At 37.1% G+C, this 17,932-nt stretch carries 18 protein-coding genes and 1 pseudogene; 6 read left to right on the top strand and 13 right to left on the bottom strand.

Annotated features, from left to right (window positions below; genetic code table 11):
- Window positions 1-193 precede the first annotated feature (193 nt).
- A complete protein-coding gene (locus D9780_RS17480; RefSeq protein ID WP_073008372.1) occupies window positions 194-532 on the top strand; it encodes a nucleotide pyrophosphohydrolase in 339 nt (112 codons plus the stop codon).
- 176 nt (window positions 533-708) lie between these two features.
- Here D9780_RS17480 and D9780_RS17485 read toward each other — a convergent pair whose 3' ends face one another.
- From D9780_RS17485 to D9780_RS17520, 8 genes are all read right to left on the bottom strand, one after another.
- Window positions 709-1,482 (bottom strand): IclR family transcriptional regulator, encoded by a 774-nt coding sequence (locus tag D9780_RS17485; RefSeq protein ID WP_240458721.1) that lies wholly within the window; start codon window positions 1,480-1,482, stop codon window positions 709-711.
- A gap of 130 nt (window positions 1,483-1,612) precedes the next feature.
- Window positions 1,613-3,079, bottom strand: a complete 1,467-nt coding sequence (locus D9780_RS17490) for an aldehyde dehydrogenase family protein (RefSeq protein WP_121641010.1) — start codon at window positions 3,077-3,079, stop codon at window positions 1,613-1,615.
- Window positions 3,080-3,365: 286 nt separating this feature from the next.
- Window positions 3,366-4,169: a DUF3726 domain-containing protein gene (locus D9780_RS17495; protein ID WP_121641011.1), complete on the bottom strand. Its 804-nt coding sequence runs from the start codon at window positions 4,167-4,169 to the stop codon at window positions 3,366-3,368.
- Entirely contained in the window at window positions 4,151-5,170 is a 1,020-nt protein-coding gene (locus D9780_RS17500; protein ID WP_121641012.1) for a membrane dipeptidase, read from the bottom strand. The genes D9780_RS17495 and D9780_RS17500 overlap by 19 nt, the downstream gene beginning before the upstream one ends.
- A gap of 15 nt (window positions 5,171-5,185) precedes the next feature.
- Window positions 5,186-6,880 (bottom strand): hypothetical protein, encoded by a 1,695-nt coding sequence (locus tag D9780_RS17505; protein ID WP_240458722.1) that lies wholly within the window; start codon window positions 6,878-6,880, stop codon window positions 5,186-5,188.
- Between the two features lie 64 nt (window positions 6,881-6,944).
- Window positions 6,945-8,504, bottom strand: a complete 1,560-nt coding sequence (locus tag D9780_RS17510) for a BCCT family transporter (protein WP_116278621.1) — start codon at window positions 8,502-8,504, stop codon at window positions 6,945-6,947.
- A gap of 299 nt (window positions 8,505-8,803) precedes the next feature.
- Complete coding sequence (locus tag D9780_RS17515; protein WP_121641013.1) at window positions 8,804-9,253, bottom strand: RidA family protein; 450 nt, start codon at window positions 9,251-9,253, stop codon at window positions 8,804-8,806.
- A gap of 285 nt (window positions 9,254-9,538) precedes the next feature.
- Window positions 9,539-10,228, bottom strand: coding sequence for a hypothetical protein (locus D9780_RS17520; RefSeq protein WP_121641014.1), 690 nt, complete (start codon window positions 10,226-10,228; stop codon window positions 9,539-9,541).
- Between the two features lie 477 nt (window positions 10,229-10,705).
- Between D9780_RS17520 and D9780_RS17525 the strand changes: the two genes are divergently transcribed.
- The 3 genes and pseudogenes from D9780_RS17525 to D9780_RS17535 form a co-directional block, all read left to right on the top strand.
- A complete protein-coding gene (locus D9780_RS17525; protein ID WP_073008377.1) occupies window positions 10,706-11,080 on the top strand; it encodes a hypothetical protein in 375 nt (124 codons plus the stop codon).
- 45 nt (window positions 11,081-11,125) lie between these two features.
- Window positions 11,126-11,713, top strand: a complete 588-nt coding sequence (locus D9780_RS17530; RefSeq protein WP_121641015.1) for an LURP-one-related family protein — start codon at window positions 11,126-11,128, stop codon at window positions 11,711-11,713.
- 80 nt (window positions 11,714-11,793) lie between these two features.
- Window positions 11,794-12,141, top strand: a pseudogene (locus tag D9780_RS17535) (alkaline phosphatase); the annotation flags it as partial.
- On the opposite strand, the gene D9780_RS17540 reads toward D9780_RS17535, so the two are convergent.
- The 5 genes from D9780_RS17540 to D9780_RS17560 all read right to left on the bottom strand — a co-directional run bounded on the left by D9780_RS17540 (window position 12,110) and on the right by D9780_RS17560 (window position 16,235).
- Window positions 12,110-12,313 (bottom strand): hypothetical protein, encoded by a 204-nt coding sequence (locus tag D9780_RS17540; protein WP_121641017.1) that lies wholly within the window; start codon window positions 12,311-12,313, stop codon window positions 12,110-12,112. The pseudogene D9780_RS17535 and the gene D9780_RS17540 sit on opposite strands and share 32 nt — an antisense overlap.
- A gap of 12 nt (window positions 12,314-12,325) precedes the next feature.
- Window positions 12,326-12,487: a hypothetical protein gene (locus D9780_RS17545; protein WP_162985919.1), complete on the bottom strand. Its 162-nt coding sequence runs from the start codon at window positions 12,485-12,487 to the stop codon at window positions 12,326-12,328.
- Window positions 12,488-12,794: 307 nt separating this feature from the next.
- On the bottom strand, window positions 12,795-14,729 hold the full coding sequence (locus D9780_RS17550; RefSeq protein ID WP_121641019.1) for a DUF2075 domain-containing protein: 1,935 nt from the start codon (window positions 14,727-14,729) through the stop codon (window positions 12,795-12,797).
- Between the two features lie 676 nt (window positions 14,730-15,405).
- Entirely contained in the window at window positions 15,406-15,768 is a 363-nt protein-coding gene (locus D9780_RS17555; protein ID WP_116278596.1) for a hypothetical protein, read from the bottom strand.
- A gap of 2 nt (window positions 15,769-15,770) precedes the next feature.
- The gene (locus D9780_RS17560) at window positions 15,771-16,235 is read right to left on the bottom strand and encodes a DUF4879 domain-containing protein (RefSeq protein ID WP_121641020.1); all 465 of its coding nucleotides are present in this window, start codon (window positions 16,233-16,235) and stop codon (window positions 15,771-15,773) included.
- Window positions 16,236-16,333: 98 nt separating this feature from the next.
- Between D9780_RS17560 and D9780_RS17565 the strand changes: the two genes are divergently transcribed.
- The gene (locus D9780_RS17565; protein WP_205601097.1) at window positions 16,334-16,708 is read left to right on the top strand and encodes a hypothetical protein; all 375 of its coding nucleotides are present in this window, start codon (window positions 16,334-16,336) and stop codon (window positions 16,706-16,708) included.
- A gap of 305 nt (window positions 16,709-17,013) precedes the next feature.
- Window positions 17,014-17,922: a CRISPR system precrRNA processing endoribonuclease RAMP protein Cas6 gene (cas6, locus tag D9780_RS17570; RefSeq protein WP_121641021.1), complete on the top strand. Its 909-nt coding sequence runs from the start codon at window positions 17,014-17,016 to the stop codon at window positions 17,920-17,922.
- Window positions 17,923-17,932 lie beyond the last annotated feature (10 nt).

Consider the following 17,932-nt stretch of genomic DNA (forward strand, 5'->3'; position numbering starts at 1 on the left):
AGGGGAACGATCTTTTACTACCTATTAAACTCGCAAAAACCATTCTCCTATTTGATTTGCAAAATTTAAAATTACATTTCTTCAAGGTAACGGAATTTGATATAGTGAAGTATAATACTTATACTTCACTATATTATAGAACCAAACGATGTCTACTATGGTCTATATAAATAATTATAAAGGAAGGGACAACATGAATGATATAGGAAAATTAATCCAAAAATTGAACACCTTTCGCGATGAGCGAGATTGGAGACAATTTCACAACCCGAAAGATTTGGCTATCTCTCTGTCGTTAGAAGCAGCTGAATTACTGGAAGATTTTCAATGGAAAACAAGTGAACAAGCAATTGAGGAGAACCTAGAAAACATAAAAGAAGAACTCGCTGATGTCATGATTTATGCACTGATGCTTAGCCATGATCTTGATTTAGACGTTAAAGAAATGATATTGGAAAAAATGCAGAAAAATGCGCAGAAATACCCTGTAGAAAAGAGCAGAGGCAGGAAATTAAAGTACGATAATTTGTAGGTAACATGAGCGGTGAATAGCTTTTCATTTAAGTACAACGAACTCTCCCTCTCCGCATATAAGGCGGGAAGGGAGAGTTCGTTGCACTTCTATAACCGTAATGGCCAAGATAAAACGACAACGTTTGGCTTATAACTTGCTATCGTACAGGTATCTCAGCTATGCACCCTCGTTCATTATATGAAAGATTTCGATACTTCAGCTGTCGCATGTAGCAAATCAGGAACAACCTCCGCTATTTTTTCATCATTGAATCGAAAAGCTGGTCCTGAAATTGAAATGGCTCCAACTACTCGCTTCTGCTGATCAAACACAGGAGCAGATATGGCCGAAACATTCGCACTAATTTCTTCTAAACTAACAGAATACCCATATTGCTGGGTAACTACTATTTTCTGTTGTACAACCGCTCGCTCCTCTTTGGATAAGCCGTTTAATATTTGTTTTTGTCTTTGTTCCGATTGGAAGGAAATAATAGCCCGACCTGTTGCCCCTGCATAGATTGGTAATTGTGTCCCCACTCCAACAGAGCGCCTTATTTCCTGTCGGCTTTCATATTCCATTAAACAAAGTCGTGTATGCCCATTTGGAATATAAAAGCCGACCGTTTCTTCACTTGTATTCCGCAATTGTAGTAACCAAGGCTCAACAATGGGGGCGAAGGGAAGCTCATTTACAATTTTATTCGCATAATCAAGAAAAACTGCTCCAAGCGAATACAGCTTCGATTGCGCATCCTGAAACACAAATCCCTCCATTTTTAACGTCGTTAATAAACGATGTACAATGGTAGGAGACAGATCTAAATCCTTGCTAATATAACTAACACTTTGTGGACCAGGCGCTTCTTTTAAATACTTCAACACCTTCATTGCTCTTAATACCGTTGCAGATACATCTGCTTTTGTTTTCATAAAAACCTCCATCTCTGACAAATCCATTTGCTTCATTATAGCACTTCCTGATGTAGGAAGTTAAGCAGCGTGAGGAACCATATATCCGTCCTCCACACTGCTTAAGAAAAACAAAGGCTTTCACTATAAAATTGGCGACAAGCCAAGTTTTATGGCAAATAATTATTTACTTGCTTTTAATATACCGCGTTTTGAATTGGCAATAGAAACCCATCGCTTCACTACCTAGTTCTTTATACGTCCCTGTACTAGACTGCTTATATCCACCAAACGGCGCTTGGAAGAATGTTCCTGTAGTTGTCATATTCACTTTCACAATTCCTGCTTCAATACCACTAAGCGCTTTATTCATGTATTCCAGATTTTTTGTACATATTGCGGATGAAAGACCATACTCTACATCATTTGCTACGGCAATAGCTTCATCGACATCTTTTACTTCAATAATACTAATCACAGGACCAAATACTTCTTCTTGAGCAATTCTCATTGCTGATGTGACTCCTGAAATAACAGTAGGTTCTACAAAATACCCGTGTTGCAAGTTCGGGTCATCCGGAACTCCGCCTCCTGTTAACACGGTTGCTCCTTCTTCTTTAGCGTTTTGAATGAAATCAAGTGTGGAATTGCGCTCAGAACTACTTACGTGAGGGCCCATATCGACTCCTTCATCCATTCCATTTCCTACTTTGAGCGCTTTCGTTTTCGCAACTAATTTCTCTGTAAAAGCTTTTGCAACTTGCTCATGAACAATCACCCTACCTGTTGCTGTACACGCTTGTCCTGTTTGGCCGAAAGCCCCTGCAGCAGCTAATTGTACCGCTTCATCGAGATCAGCATCCTCCATAACGATAAGTGGGTTCTTACCACCCATTTCTAAAAGACAACGCTTCATATCTTTTGCTGCTTCTGCATAAATTTTCTTACCAACAGGATTTGAACCAGTAAATGTGACTGCTTTTACCGCTGGATGATGAATCATTTCTGGAACAAGCTTTCCAGGCGCAATAACATGATTGACAACTCCATTCGGTATACCAGATTCTTCAACAATTTCCATGAATTTCATTGAGGTTAATGGCGTTTCCGATGACGTTTTTAAGACAACTGTGTTCCCGCTCGCAATAGCTGGAGCCGTTTTCCATGCTGGAATAGAAAGTGGGAAGTTCCAAGGTGTTACAACTAATACAACACCAAGCGATTCTGGTTTCATTTCAATTTGCACATTTGGCATATCGCCTTCTAAAATGGTCCCTTTCATTCGGCGACATTCGCCAGCATAAAAGCGAACAATTCCGGCAGCATAACCGACTTCTTTCACCGCATCGTTGTACGTTTTCCCTTCTTCCATCACAATTGTTTTAGCAAGTTCATCTTTATTTTCTTCCATTAAATCGGCAATTTTATATAAATATGCTCCACGCTGAGGTGCAGGTATCTTTCCCCACGTTTTAAATGCTTCTTCGGCTGCTTCTATTGCTTGCTTTGCATCATCTGAAGTCGATTGATAAAACGAAGAAACAACCTCCCTTGTATCTGCAGGATTATACCTTTCTTTTAACGTGTCACTTGAAGGTGTTACCCATTCTCCGTTTACAAAGTTTTTCAATGTTGTAGCTGTTGTCGTTGTCATCGTAATTCCTCCTCATTGTTTTTTATCCATTTATCTTGAAGGTACTAAAAGACCTTTCTTTTTTCCTAAAATAACGTCTAGCAGGGTTCATCTACTTATGCTAGTAAATCTTTAATCAGAAGTTTCTTCTTTTATCTCTCTTAACCTGAGGCAATGATCTAAAGTCCTCTTACGAAACAGAGGATTTAAGTGCTGTTCGCCATTTAGACTTGTTCATTCCACATCCACCCTTGAATTGACAGTCTTACAGCGCCTTCTTTTCGAATAAAGAACCATTCCTACTTAATTATTGAGCCATTTCTCCCGCTCCACGCAACCTAGAAAGCTCGGTTGCTTCGACAAGCGTTTTTTTTCCTACTTTTCCTAATTGATCCCATAAATATTGATCCACTTTGGCACCACTGTAAAACGCTTTCTCCCAATTTGCTTTTAACTGAGATGATTCTGTCATACGAACAGTGCCTTTTCTCGCTTCTTGTCTAAGCTTTCGTACACACGATGTAATTAAATCTGTTTCCGTTGTACAAACGAGCCAGAAATCATCCGTTCCAAGATTGGCAGTTTCATATTTACCTAATTCGTTCGTTAAACGATTTTGCATAATGTGCTCTACGATATTGCCTTCAGCAAAAACAGGAAAAGCAATTTCTGGCGTAGCTAATATCCACATGTTGACGCCATGAGTTGTTTTATAATTTACGAGACACCCTTTCCCTCGCGAAGCAACATAGCTTGCTGGTTGCGCAAGAAGACGGGAACGCGATGTGTTTTGCATGTGAATTCTAACTGTCTTACGCAATTCTGCCATAGCTAATGCGTAATCAGCCATCAACTTCCCAAGAACAATAGCACTTTGCCCGTTACCATTAAACCGAAACAACCCATTTTCTTCCTTACAAAGCTGTATACTCTCCATCCCAGCTTGTCGCATTTCAGTAATTTCTGCTTGCAATACTTTCATCCCTTCTAAACCAACAAACTCGCTCCAAGTAACTACTTCTGCCCCATCATCAGCACAACCATAAGGGACGCCACAAGCACGAAACACCTTGTTACAATGCATAAACAGTTCTACAAAGGAGACGCGCATGCAACCGCCTCCTTTTCTGGTCGAAAACTCTCGGTAAAGAAGCGTAACCAATTGCCCCCCATCACCTTGGACACTTCTTCCATCGTCAAACCTTTTTCCGTTAAACCTTGCACGATATTCGGAAAGTCTGCAGGCGTCTTAAACCAAGCAGGCCACTCCGGCCAAGATGGATTCTCCTTCGAGCCAGCGCCATAATCCATGTCATGTGTCCATCTACCCATCCGCATCCAATGCAAGAAATCAACGGACATATTCAACGTCAAATCTGTCCCAATACCTACTTGATCTATTCCCATAAAGTCTACGGTTTGAAGGATTAACTCACAAAATTCATTCAACGTCGTATCTTTTCCATTCATTAAATGAGGATATGCACAAACACCTAGTACGCCGCCATTGTCTCGTAAAGCACTGAGTACACGAACGGATTTATTTCGTTTCGTTGGATAGATCCAATCCGGGTTCGCATGGGTAATAGCAACGGGTCGACTAGACGTTTTAATGGCATCCAATGACGTCTTTTCACCCACATGGGAAAGGTCAATTACCATACCAACACGGTTCATTTCTTCCACAACTATCTTGCCATATCGTGATAATCCCGTATCTTTTTCTTCATAACAGCTACTCCCAACTAAATTCTGATTATTATAAGTTAGTTGCATAATTTTCACACCTAATTGATCAAACACAGATACGAGTGACAATTCATCTTCAAGTGCGGATGTATTTTGTGTACCTAGGATAACGCCAATCTTCCCTAATCGTTTAGCCTCTAAAATATCAGCACCGGTAAAAATTTGCATCACCACATCGTTATTTTCTTTAAAAAAACGATGCCATTTTCCCACTTGACTTAAAGTCTCACGAGCATTCTCCCATAGCCCACAGCAAGCGTGGACACATGTAACCCCGCCTCGATTTAATAAATGAAGAAACTCCCGATCCCAATTACTTAATTCCAATGCATCAATGACAATCATATCTTTTTGCTCTCGCATGTCTTTTTCTCCTTTCTAAGATGGTAAACTCGGAAATACCCAATTATCTGGAAAAGGGTCCCCTATTTCTTCTACGAGTGGCGCACCTTGAAACAAGGTTATTCGAAGCCAACGATTAGACTTAGGATTATATCGTTCTGCACCAAAAAAGGATAATTTGCAACGAAGCAAGTGAATGGGGAGAAAATCTTTTGCTAATAAATTTGCTTGAATCTCCCCGTATTCATAACCATCTAAAGACTGAATACGTTGAATAATCCCTTTGTAACAAGGATGCTGTAAAATAAACGATGCAACCATTTTACCGGGGTAAACATCTTTGATTACCTCATAAAGTTCTTGCACTTGTTCTGCCACATTCATTGGTAACTCCCACTCTTCCCCTGGCTCTTCTCCACGTACTCCCATTCGTGGTTCTTCTTTTTCCTCAGAACGATACCAAAAATAATATTTCTCCTTTGAATCGGTAAAATCATACTGAAATGCCCACTCATACTGACGTTCTATAATCCGTTTTAATTGCTCCATCGTCATTCTTGGTTCAATTTGATACGTTTCTTTTGCATTCATATCTTTTTCTAAATCAACGACGTGATCGGCATAAATTTCTAGAAAGATCGTATGCAATAACTCCTGCATTTCTATGGATACTTTGTCAGCTGCTGTTTGCGATAATTGATGCCACAAATCATTGGTCGGCTGCCCCGTTAACGTTCCTACTTCCATGTATTCCAAAACAATATCCTTTAAAAAACGACTTTGTTCTGCTATTTGTTCTGGATGAATTAAAATCTCCCGATCAATGAGACGTGATTCATCAAAATAATCCGCCACTTTATCCAACCACGTAATCATTAACTCAAGGTCATCCTCTGTAGGATGGATATCTTTTACTCTAGCAATGGCTTTTTCCCGAATATAAATCCATTGATGAAGCAATCTTGGATGGGAAATAAGAAATGGTGCCATTCCCAATCCGGTTGCATTACCAGTACCAATAAACCGTTTCGTCTCCTGAGATAGTTTGATAGCTTCTGGACTTTTTTGCGATGCAATATGCTCTACAAGATCAAAGCTGAAGTGACGTAACATATAAACAGCAAACATTTGCGCTTGAAAAGGCCCACTAAAAGGGTGATCATGCTTTATCTTTTCGTATGGTGCTAAGCCAAATTTCCCATTCCCGTACACCGCTGTTGTTCGTAGCAAATATCCTACTTCATTTAAAATCTTTGGGTCTGGTTGTTCTTTCGCTACTAAACAATCAATGACATAATCAAATACGCGATTACTTTTATTCGCACGAGACCAAACAAGGTCAAACGCATCTGCTCTTCCTGCTTCTTGTTTTGGTAATTCCTTTAGCAAGCGCTTTAATTTTCCCTCAGATAGTTTCCCTTCACATAAGGCAAAGGTGACATCCCACTTTTTAGAAATAACACGATCGCTTCGTTCTTCGTCGCTAATTTTAGTAGAAATTACCACAAAAGAGAACGCATGCTTTGGCGTTTGAATGCTATATATAGCATAGCCATATCCATGTTTATCTAATTGAAATTCTTTACACGTAATCTCCCAGTTCTCCCGCATCATATTTCTTAGTAAGATGCGCAAAAAGCTTAAACTAGTAAGCCGAAATGCACCAAGACGTTCTAACTTCATTACTTCAGAAGCAGGACGTAACTGATGTTTTTTCTGTTCAACTACCATCAAGCCACCCACCCCCATCATGTATTATTTTTTACCCCATTAATTTAGATTTTCCATATTAATGCTAAACGGTATCTTTTTGCTCACTCCAAGCAGGTGAAAAGTCTTGAGCTTCCTCTATGATTCCTTGCTCTTTCGCTAATTGCTTACATACTTGTGGTGCAGACCAAAAAGTTGTTAATAACAATAAAGCAACTGGTACAGCCGTTACGACAATAAAAGATTGCAAAGAACCTACGCTATCCTCACCAATAGTAATTAATACCGTAGCCACTGTTCCCATTAAAATAGCCCAAAATACACGCATAGATCTTGGCGGATCGCCACTTCCTGTGATTGCCATAGAAATCGTTAATGACATCGAATCGGTAGTAGTCAACACAAAAACAATGGTTGCAATTAAGAATAAAAACCCTATGACTGTCCCAAGTGGTAACTGTTCTGTAATCGCTATCATTGCAGCCGGAGCTCCATTACTATGTAAGGCTTCCGATACAGAGCCTTGATTAGTCATTTCTTGAAAAATTCCTGTTCCTCCTACAACCGTGAACCAAAATGTCGTAACAACAGGTGCAATCACAGCCACCGCAGTAACAATTTCTCGAATCGTGCGTCCACGCGATATACGACTAACAAAGATGGCCATCATTGGCGCATATCCTAAAAACCAAGCAAAGAAAAATACGGTCCAAGCACTTAACCAAGCTTCATCACTTCGAAATGTGTTCATACTAAAAAAATTTTGAATATACATACCGAATGATTCCAAATAGCTATTAAAGATGAATAACCCTGGCCCCACAATTAGTACTGTAACAACGAGTAAAAGAGCTAGTATAACATTATAGGTGCTTAATATTTGAATTCCTTTATGAATCCCTGTAACAGCTGATATTGCAGCAACGATAACGATAAAAATAATAATAACAGCATGTACTAGAAATGTATCTGGCAAACCAAACAAAGCGTTAAACCCATAACCAGCCTGCAACCCGAGAAAGCCAATTGGTCCAATTGTACCTGCTGCGACTGCAATAATGGAAAATGCATCGACAAATGTCCCTAGTACGCTTTTCTTCATAATTCGATTTCCAAAGATCGGATATAATAATGCTCTAGGTTTAAGCGGTGCGCCTTTATGATAATGAGCATACATGAAAACAATGGTCCCAAGCGTTCCTAATATGGCCCAAGCTAAAAACCCCCAATCCACAAAACTAGTTGCTAACGCTGGAGATACAGCAGCTTCCGTACTTGGTGTAATACCATCAAAGTGCGGTGGAACACTTATAAAATGACTCAAAGGTTCCGCTGCCGCCCAAAACACACCTCCACCTGCCAATAAAGTACACATAATAATAGAAATCCATTTAAAGTTACTAATCTCTGGACGTTCCATTTTACCTAAGCGAATTTTTCCATACTTAGAAAATCCTAAAAATAAAGCAACAATGAATGTCGCTAGCAATATAAATTGATATACGCCGCCAAAATAAGTTACAGAAAAATCAAATGATACATTGACGATATTCGTAACAAAGTCCTGATTAATAAAACCAGCAATTACAAATACAAGCAATAACCCACCACTAATAACAAATACAGGTATATCAATAACCGGCATCTTGCCATTGGTATTCTTCAAATAATACCTCCTTCTATGCAAGGGATTACAAAATACATTATATATAGTATTTTTAAAATCAGTTATTCATTTCAATTTAATCGAATATAGCATTCTACTTACTGTCCATATGGGCGTTCATTATCCACGACACAGATTGACTGTTCGTCCATTAATAACAGAAATAAAACATTATCCTATGTATGACTTAAGAATAAAGTCACCCAGAATTCAGCCAAAACATCCGCCCTTTGTATGCGTTTCCATTTATTGCATAATACTTAACTATTTATTTATTTTCATGACTCTGTCAATTCTACCACCACTTCAAGCTCAACAGCAGCCCCACGAGGATTAATCGCTCCAATAGATGTGCGTGCATGTTCTCCTACTTCTGGTCCGAAAATCGAAACGAGTAAATCGGAAGCACCATTCATCACTTTCGCTTGCTGTTTAAAATCTGGTGAACAATTAATAAACGCCAACACTTTGACTATCTTTTTTACTTTCGACAAATCACCTGTAGCCTCTTTTATTTTACTTAACGCTTCTAGCCCTGCCTGCTCTGCAGCTTTATATCCTTCTTCTACACTTAAATCCTCGCCTAATTTTCCTACCGTTTCATAAGAAAGGCTACCTGAAAGAAATAACAGATTCCCCGTTTGTACGGAAGGAACATAATTTCCTGCTGAGTCTCGCATTTCAGGTAACACCAATCCCAAATTTTTTATACGTTGTTCCGAATTCATTTCTTCACCTCACCTATTTATTCCGATTATAGGTATTAAAAACCTATAAAAGGGATAATTCTATAGTACTACAACTTTAAATTTTTCGTCAATAGAGAAAATTATATTTTAGTTGATTTTAGTTAATTCGTGTGAGTGCGAGCGCTTTTGCGACGAACCCGAACTTTTTAATGTGGTAGCGAGTGTTTTTGCTTGTTACGATATTATTAAAAAATCAAAAAAGAGCTGGATGGATTCCTAAAACTTCATCACAGCTCTTTTTCGTAAGTTAAAAATTATCAAATTTTATATTGTAATATCTACATAAGATGGGTTTTCTTCTAATAAATATGTCCGCATAGAATCTCTTGGCAAAATATGTTCAACAAAGCGGTTCCAACCCGCAATATAGTTACTTTTATTCCAGGAGTTATGATATTCATGATATCGCGACAACTTACTCGTTTCCGTATTTTTTGTGTGATTTATATACCCCTGCAAAATGGCAGACATGTCCTTCTGAAAAGATCCGTTCACATCTACAGCATCTAAGTTGCCAACGAGGGAAGCCATGATGTCTTGAACAAGTTGGTCATTCCAATCCATACGATATGCTTCCTCATTCCTTACAAACGGATCATTTCGCATACGCTTGATATAATCTGCCGCTTTTTCATTTTGCTTGTCTACAAATTCCTGAAATACCATATCGAGTTTCGATTGGAGCCCGTCCCGCATTTCATAGTTGTCTTTGATGAGGGCATATTTCATAGCTTGAAACCCAAGCTCAACACCAAATTCCTCTTCCGATTTATGCTTGTTTCCACCTAATGGACGAGACCTATAATCAACATACTGCATTTCTTTCACCAATGTCCCAATAGCCATTAACTCATCCATATTATATCCGCTTTCCTTTGTTGATGTATTATTCGAAATTTTCTTTTTATAAGAAGACTGCAATTGCTGAGCCATATACGTATTATCTGCTACCAACCACTCATCCGTAGTCCCTTTTATACCAGTCGAATAACACAGAGTTTTACTGGGTCTGAACGGGAAGAATATTTAAAAAAACTGGATTCTATTATAAATAATCATGTGGATAGTTATGCGAAACAATTTTCACGTATGACGGGTAGCTTTTTGAGTGAGCATGGTGTGAATGAGGAAGCTGAAATGATCAGTGCTAGTATTAAAGATTTATGAGACAAATCCACACGGAGGATGCGGATTTTCCTGCGAGTGAGCGAATTTCTTACGAAGGTGAGCAATTTTCATTTTTAAATTTGAGGGATTGTAGCGTTGACGGAACTCTTTTATAATATTTTCTACCTAATTATATATGTTATATCCAGTTTTAGGTGTTATAATTTCTTAAAATATTCCTATATAACCAAATATAGTGTATTATTTTTACTATCAAACTGTACGCTTTGAATAATCGAAACGGAAAGGTGTGTGAAATGAAATATGAAAAAGAGAAAAATATTTATGTTACTATTTGCAATAAGTATCAGCTTAAATGTATATCTAGTAGGAAAATCATTCGTAATGAAAAAATTAATTGAACCTACTGATGAGGAAGAAATTATGCTAAGTGAAATGGTTCAAAAAACAGTAGAAAGTGAAGATTATAAACATTTGGCAAAGAAAGAAGATATTATAGCTATTCAAGCAGGTGTAGATAAATTTAAAGGCGGTTCATTTCCCTATACTCTAGAAGTAAGCGTCAAAACAGACAAACAGGCATATCTATTCTATTGTACGGATGATAAATGTACCAAGGTCGATAACGGCGGATGGACTTATTCTATCTATCAAGATGAAAATCCGAGACTACCTTAAACAAAAAATAATATAGAAAAGCGTTTCTCACATGGGAGGGATCACATGTTTTCGCAATATAGTACATTTTTCCTGCAAAAAACAACGCTATATAAACTACAACGAAAAATCTATACAATAAGCGCAAACAACCAATTAATTGGCAAAATAGAAGAAACTCCGGCTTCCCATAAGAAAATAACGAATCAACTAGTAAAACTGTTCGCTTACCAATTCATAAGTTTTGATTTACAGGTTTTAGATAGTAACGGTCATATTTTAGGCTGGATTGTAAAAAAAGACAAAGGAATAACGACCGATTTTCACCTTCTTTCCAATGAAGGAGAGCTTTTAGCAACGGTTCAACCAAAGTTAAAACTATCTACCGCAACGATGACGGTCATTGACAAAGAAAATAAACAGCTCATACAAGCAAAAGGTGACTTTGGTGCCATTCATTACACTGTAGAAGCATGTAAAAATAACACTACGATCGCTTCTATTCAGAAACGGTCGCTTGTATACGATTCCATTCAAGATAGTATCCATCAACATGACGGTTATTATATAACAATGGAAAAGACGGATGCCCTCATCAAGCTTGCCTTGTTAGCAATTGGCATCATGATAGATGTGTATATCTATGATGTATAATACTTCTTTTTAAATCTCTTTCGATGAGGGTAAAAATACGTAGAAAGTCAATCTAAACGGAGGGGGCTGGGGGAAAACGTCAATTTTTACCTGAGCATCTAAGTGGAGACAGAGAAGATGGTCAAAACCTCTTAGAAATAGCAGAAGAAAAAGGGTATACACTCGTGGAAAGTAAAAACGAATTACAAGCAGCCAACGCTACTAAGCTATTAGGGTTGTTTCACAACAACCACATGTTGTATGATTTAGACTGGGATAAAACAGAAGAAGCTAGTGTTGCAGAAATGACAAGCAAAGCATTAGATATTTTGCAAAAAAATGACGATGGTTTCTTTTTAATGGTAGAAGGTGGGCGTATCGACCACGCAACACACGATAATTCCCCGCTACTACCATTCAGGAAACAATTGCATTTGATAAAGCAATAAAAGAAGCCTTAGATTTTGCTGAAAAAGTAAATCCCTCTAAGTTAACGGCCGATTCCTTTTTCGTTTCATCAATACGTGTTGTTATCGATTTCTGAACAACTTGCCAATTGTTCTTATACATTTCTTGTAATCGTTCTTCTGCATTATTTTTATGTATCTTACAAACAGTCATGAACCCCCCTGACTAGTATAGAATATCCTGCTCAAACCTATCTCTCGGAACATCTAAAGCAAACCAGCGGACATCGCTGTAATGATAGTAAGGAATTTCTGCATTTGGATTAAAGCAATAATCGCCTTTAATTTCTCCAAAATGAATGGTCCGATTTAACTTGCTTGGTAACACAACCAAATAGCCAACTTTCATTCGATTTGCAATCGGATATATTTACGACGCCCAATTGGCCACTTACCACTCTTGAGAATTGCTTAAAGTGGTGACGTCTTTCGGAAGTCTGTTGAAGTCTTAAGGAGGGATTTCTTCTTGCAGAAATTCCTTTAATTAAGAATTTCCTATCATGCGTTTTGCTTTAACGTGTTCATTACCATGTTTTATGCTTCATCTTAGCGTTATAATACTTATCTGTGCATCTCCACTATGTCCATAGCGATATATCCATCTCACCTTTTTGTTGAAAATTGACAAGCCAGCTTCATTCATAATCCCTTTTTCTTTCAGCAATTAATGCATTTCCAAAGTTACTATCTTGGTATTGAATTTGTCTTTGTAACCTAGCTTTAATATATTCCTCTAAATACTTATCTGTACAGTATACATAACACCCTTTTTGTCCTCTAGTCATAAGAGTGCGATATGTGTTTCGAATAATTTGGTCTGCCAACTTAGAGGCTCTTTCGGGATTTTCTTTCATCATCTTTTTAATTCCTCTAAGAGATTGATCAGATTTAGCACGTTTCGTATAATCTGTGATTACTTCCCTATTCTCATATCGTAAATCATCACCTATAATGACACCAACATAATCAAATTCCAAACCTTGGCAAGTATGTATGCAGCCAGCTTCATTAAGTGATTTGTCGTCTATTGCCCAAGTTAAAGTGTTATCCAAATTCCAACTAATACCAAAGTCATGTTCTTCTATTCTTATATCATGATAATCAGATTGCGTACGCTTATCTTTTGGCCATTCCCAACAATAACCAGCAACAATTCTAGATTTGTTATTGCTTCTATTTTTTCGCTCAATGGCTTTTCTCATATCTTGTGGATTTGAAAATACTTGAAAGTCATAGTCCATCCCCATATCATATGCATTTGCTGTCTCTCTAATTTGTAATAAGTCTTCAAGCCAAGCAATATACCCGTCTGAACCATCACACCTAAACTGAGATGTTAACTCATCTATAGCAACTTCAGCATTGTACATACTCGCATAATGCTCAATCATATGTACGCTTCCAATATCTTTTAAAGTAACACGCTGATTTTCATCAATAAAGAATACAGACAGCTTTGAAGAGTGGATTATTTCCTTCACTTGATTCTCACCTAAATGTTGAAACATCCCTGATTTCCTATTTAAACGATGTGCTTCATCTACTATTATTACATCCAGTTCATTTAATTCTGATTCCGTATAACTTCCTGACCCTTTAAATAAGTTATCTATTCTAGTTTTTTTAAAATCCCCTTTTAACTTAGTAGAGTAAACATGTCTAGGGGCTGAATTTTTGGTAACATACTGACAAGTCAACGCCTTATTTGTTAAAGCAACTAGCAAATTTATTGCTAGCACAGATTTCCCAGTTCCTGGCCCACCTTCAACCACCAATACTTGCTTCGTATCCGTCTTAACGGCTTTCTCAGCTAATTGAAGAGCGGTTTCATAAACTACTTTTTGTTCATCAATCATTACAAATTCGTTATTTCCTTTGAGCATATTTGATAAAGCATCTTGTAAGGACTTAGAAGGTCTTATTTTCCCTTTGTCTATTTGATAAAGTATCTCTTTATTATCACCATATTTTATATGTTTTTTAATAAAATCCCTTAGTTTCTCTACATCGCCTTTCACATAAACTGGCGCCAAATCTACGTAATAACTATAACAGTTATCTGTTAGGGGATCATTTTCTGTTTTTCTATAATTATGTAAATATGCACAAGGTTTTAATTGAATGAATTGCTCCTGTACATTTTGATTGAAATCTTCAATTAATGTTGCGTAAGACCAAGCTTGGTAAGAAGGATGAGCTATTTCACGTAAGCCTCGATTTATAGCTGTTTTAACAATTGCTTCTTTACCTTCTACTTTATCAACCTTATCCCATTGCTTTAGCTCAACAATGACTACAGAATCTTTATCTCCATCGTGACCCGAAAGAAGAAAATCAACTCTTTTAGATGTATTTGGAACTTGATATTCAATAGCTACCCCCGCATCATCAGGAATAGCCGTGTCATTTAACACTCGATACATATGCAACATGGAATTATCCCATGAACGAATTTCTGATTCTGAAGTATGCCCAATTTTCTTTTCAAATCTATCAAGAATGTGGGTTACAAGTACGTCCTTATCCACATGATTTAAAAATTCTTGTTTACTCGCTTCGTAAACAATCATAGCGTTTAACCTCCTGATGTTAATTCAAGCAGCAATTAATATGCATATTTTACCACAACTAATAAGCCAGGTGTTTTATAATAAACTTATATTTAAGATAACTAAAGTATTTAAAAACAATGACCTAAAACTGATATTGATTTAATAGATATGCTCTACCTAAAATTAGCGACCGTTTTCATCTTTTGAATTGCTTATCGTTTATTTTTTAAGGTAGTAAAGGAATAGTGGAAATAGAGGAAGACATATTTGAAAGATGATGTTCTGAACAGCAGCCAACTTGCGTCATTTTTTTATAGTTAAATTCTTGTTGAAGTTTCCCCATTTTGTTTTATTACTGGACGGGTTTCCATTACCTGTGTTTCTTTACGTTAAATAAACTGAAAAAGAAGAAATTTATTATTAGAACAAGAGCCCAGGGGGCCGCTTAGCAACGTAGTGACTGGAGCGAAGCATCTGAAATAATCAAGCGGCAAACCCGTTTTTAGTTGGCTTTCCTTTTAACAACGAACCAAAGATGACTTGTCGTAGGGGTTTACTAAAGTCACCTAGTTGCTGGCTGGAGCCGGAGTGGCTTATTCGGTTATGTTGTAATACACAAACTCCGAATTTTATGCTTTCTTATATTTTTAAAAAAGCTGAGGTAGCTCTGTAAGCCTAACCCCAGCTCGTATTTTTAAATTGAATGTTTATAAGCATCGATTGCTTTTTGTCTTAACAACATATTATTTTTATCAACCATTCCTAGTGTATAAGACTTTTTTAAGATCTCCAAAACTTTGTGTCCAAGCGCAGGATCCGTTTTTTCAAATGACCTTTCCACCCTAGAATCCCAATTAGATCTGTTGTAATTATTTAATACATTATTAGAATCGACGACCTCCCCATTTTCGATCTTTTCGCAAAACTCCTCAAATCCTATGGAGTATTTATTGCTATCTGTTATATTCCCACTACCATAGTTTTCCGTCGCCAATCTATTAAAAGCTAAAAATCTTGGGTCTTTTGTTATATCATAACGAGTAGACATCGTATTCATTATTATTCATCTCCTTCTCTATCAAAACGAATCGGGTTAGCTAAAACTTGAGTACCTAAAAGATGATCTATCCCTGTAATACGAACAGAATTGGTTGGAAGTTTTGACATTGGAACTTTTAAATAATAATAGTATCCATAAATAAGTCTATCACGTCCTTCAATGTAATCCGTATCGTATCTCTTCATATGAGGATAGATATTCACCCCCCCACTTCTTGCAAGATATGTCTTAGGATATCCCATGAAGAGGACTTTAAGATGCAGCATTTCACCTTTCAAAGGTTTTTCTGCTTTTAATTGATTAGGAGCTATATTTTCCCATACATAATCATTTCCATCTGAAGTGACTGCAACAATTCTTACTTTTGTTAATCTAGGAGCAGGGGCAGCATCGGCCGAACCATCCATGAATATCGGCATAATTACAAATGAAAGAACCAATACCAAAGCTGATATTTTTTTCATAAAATCTCCCTTTCTAACCAAAAATAGTGTATTCTGTCTTATTATCGGTATTTCTCTAAGCTTATTTAAGAGAAATTATTCTAAAAGGCGTGTGAACGATGAAAAAGAGAAAAATATTTATGTTACTATTTGCAATAAGTATCAGCTTCAATGTATACCTAGTAGGAAAATCGTTTATAGTGAAAAAATTAATTGAACCTACTGATGAGGAAGAAATTATGCTAAATGAAATGGTTCAAAAAACAGTAGAAAGTGAAGATTATAAACATTTGGCAAAGAAAGAAGATATTATAGCTATTCAAGCAGGTGTAGATAAATTTAAAGGCGGTTCATTTCCCTATACTCTAGAAGTAAGTGTCAAAACAGACAAACAGGCATATCTATTCTATTGTACGAATGATAAATGTTCCAAGGTCGATAACGGCGGATGGACATATTCTATCTATCAAGATGAAAACCCGAGACTACCCTAAACAAAAAACATAGAAGAATGGCAAGCTCATAATGAAGGGCTTATATATTTGTGCAATACAATACCCTTTCTGCAAAGTCAACTAGTATAAGTGATCTTGCTAAATTTCCTTACACTGTGCAAACACATGGTTTTAACTTCTAATCCCAAACGGTCCTTTATTTCAGTTGATTCATTCCAGTCTTGACGATGCTAAACGGGCGCTGCTCCTCTGTTCTTTTCTATTATGTAAAACTACAACAGTTACAATTATGATATAGTGGAAAGTAATGGACATATTTACTTAGATATAAAAGGAAGATGAAGATGTTTTCACATATTAAATGGGTAACATTACGTGCTACGTTCATGGCGCAACGCGATGGACAACTCCCTCCTTATTTAGGATCAACAGTCCGAGGGTTGCTTGGTCATAGTTTACGAAAAATGGTTTGCCCTACCCCTAAAGTCAAATGCTTCACATGTGAACTGGCAGCTACGTGTGATTACGCAAATTATTTCGTCTCACCTAAAAACGCCGCAGGTTCAGTAAACCCGTTTGTATTACATGTACTAACGAAAGGTAAAACAACATGGCAAAAGGGAGATATTTGTGAATTTGATATTACTTTGTTAGGTGATACAGCACGTAGCGGTGTAACGTTAATTACACAAGCTATTCAACAAATTGATCACTTAGGTTGGGGTGCAGCACGTATTCCGTTTCAATTAATTAAAATTGCGGATACAACAACAAATCGAATTATATGGTGTGAAAATCACCTATGGTTGAAAAATGTCCAACTGCATGACTTACATTGCGAGGAAAAATCCACTTCATTTGTATTTTTACATTTTCCTGCTCCGCTTCGCTTACAAAAGAGTAAGAAATTACTTACTGCGCCGTCTTTTGAAGATATCATTCGAGCGATAACACGAAGAGTGAGCTTGATTTCACACGCCTATGCTGGTTACAAATTAGATTGGGATAACGAAGCAATGTTAAGCAAAGCTAGAAAAGTAAGCGTTATAAATAGTGATTGGGAACAAACAACGTTTAAACGCTATTCCATGAATCAAAAAAATAATACGCTAGAAATCGATACGATAACCGGTTGGGCCTGTTATGAAGGGGATATCACACCATTTACTCCTATTTTAGAAGCAGGAAGGTTGCTTCATATCGGCAGAAATCCAACACATGGATTTGGATACTATACCATTAATTATTTATGAGGTGAGTGAA

The organism is Virgibacillus sp. Bac330, assembly GCF_003667845.1.
Taxonomy (GTDB): Bacteria; Bacillota; Bacilli; order Bacillales; family Amphibacillaceae; genus Virgibacillus; species Virgibacillus chiguensis.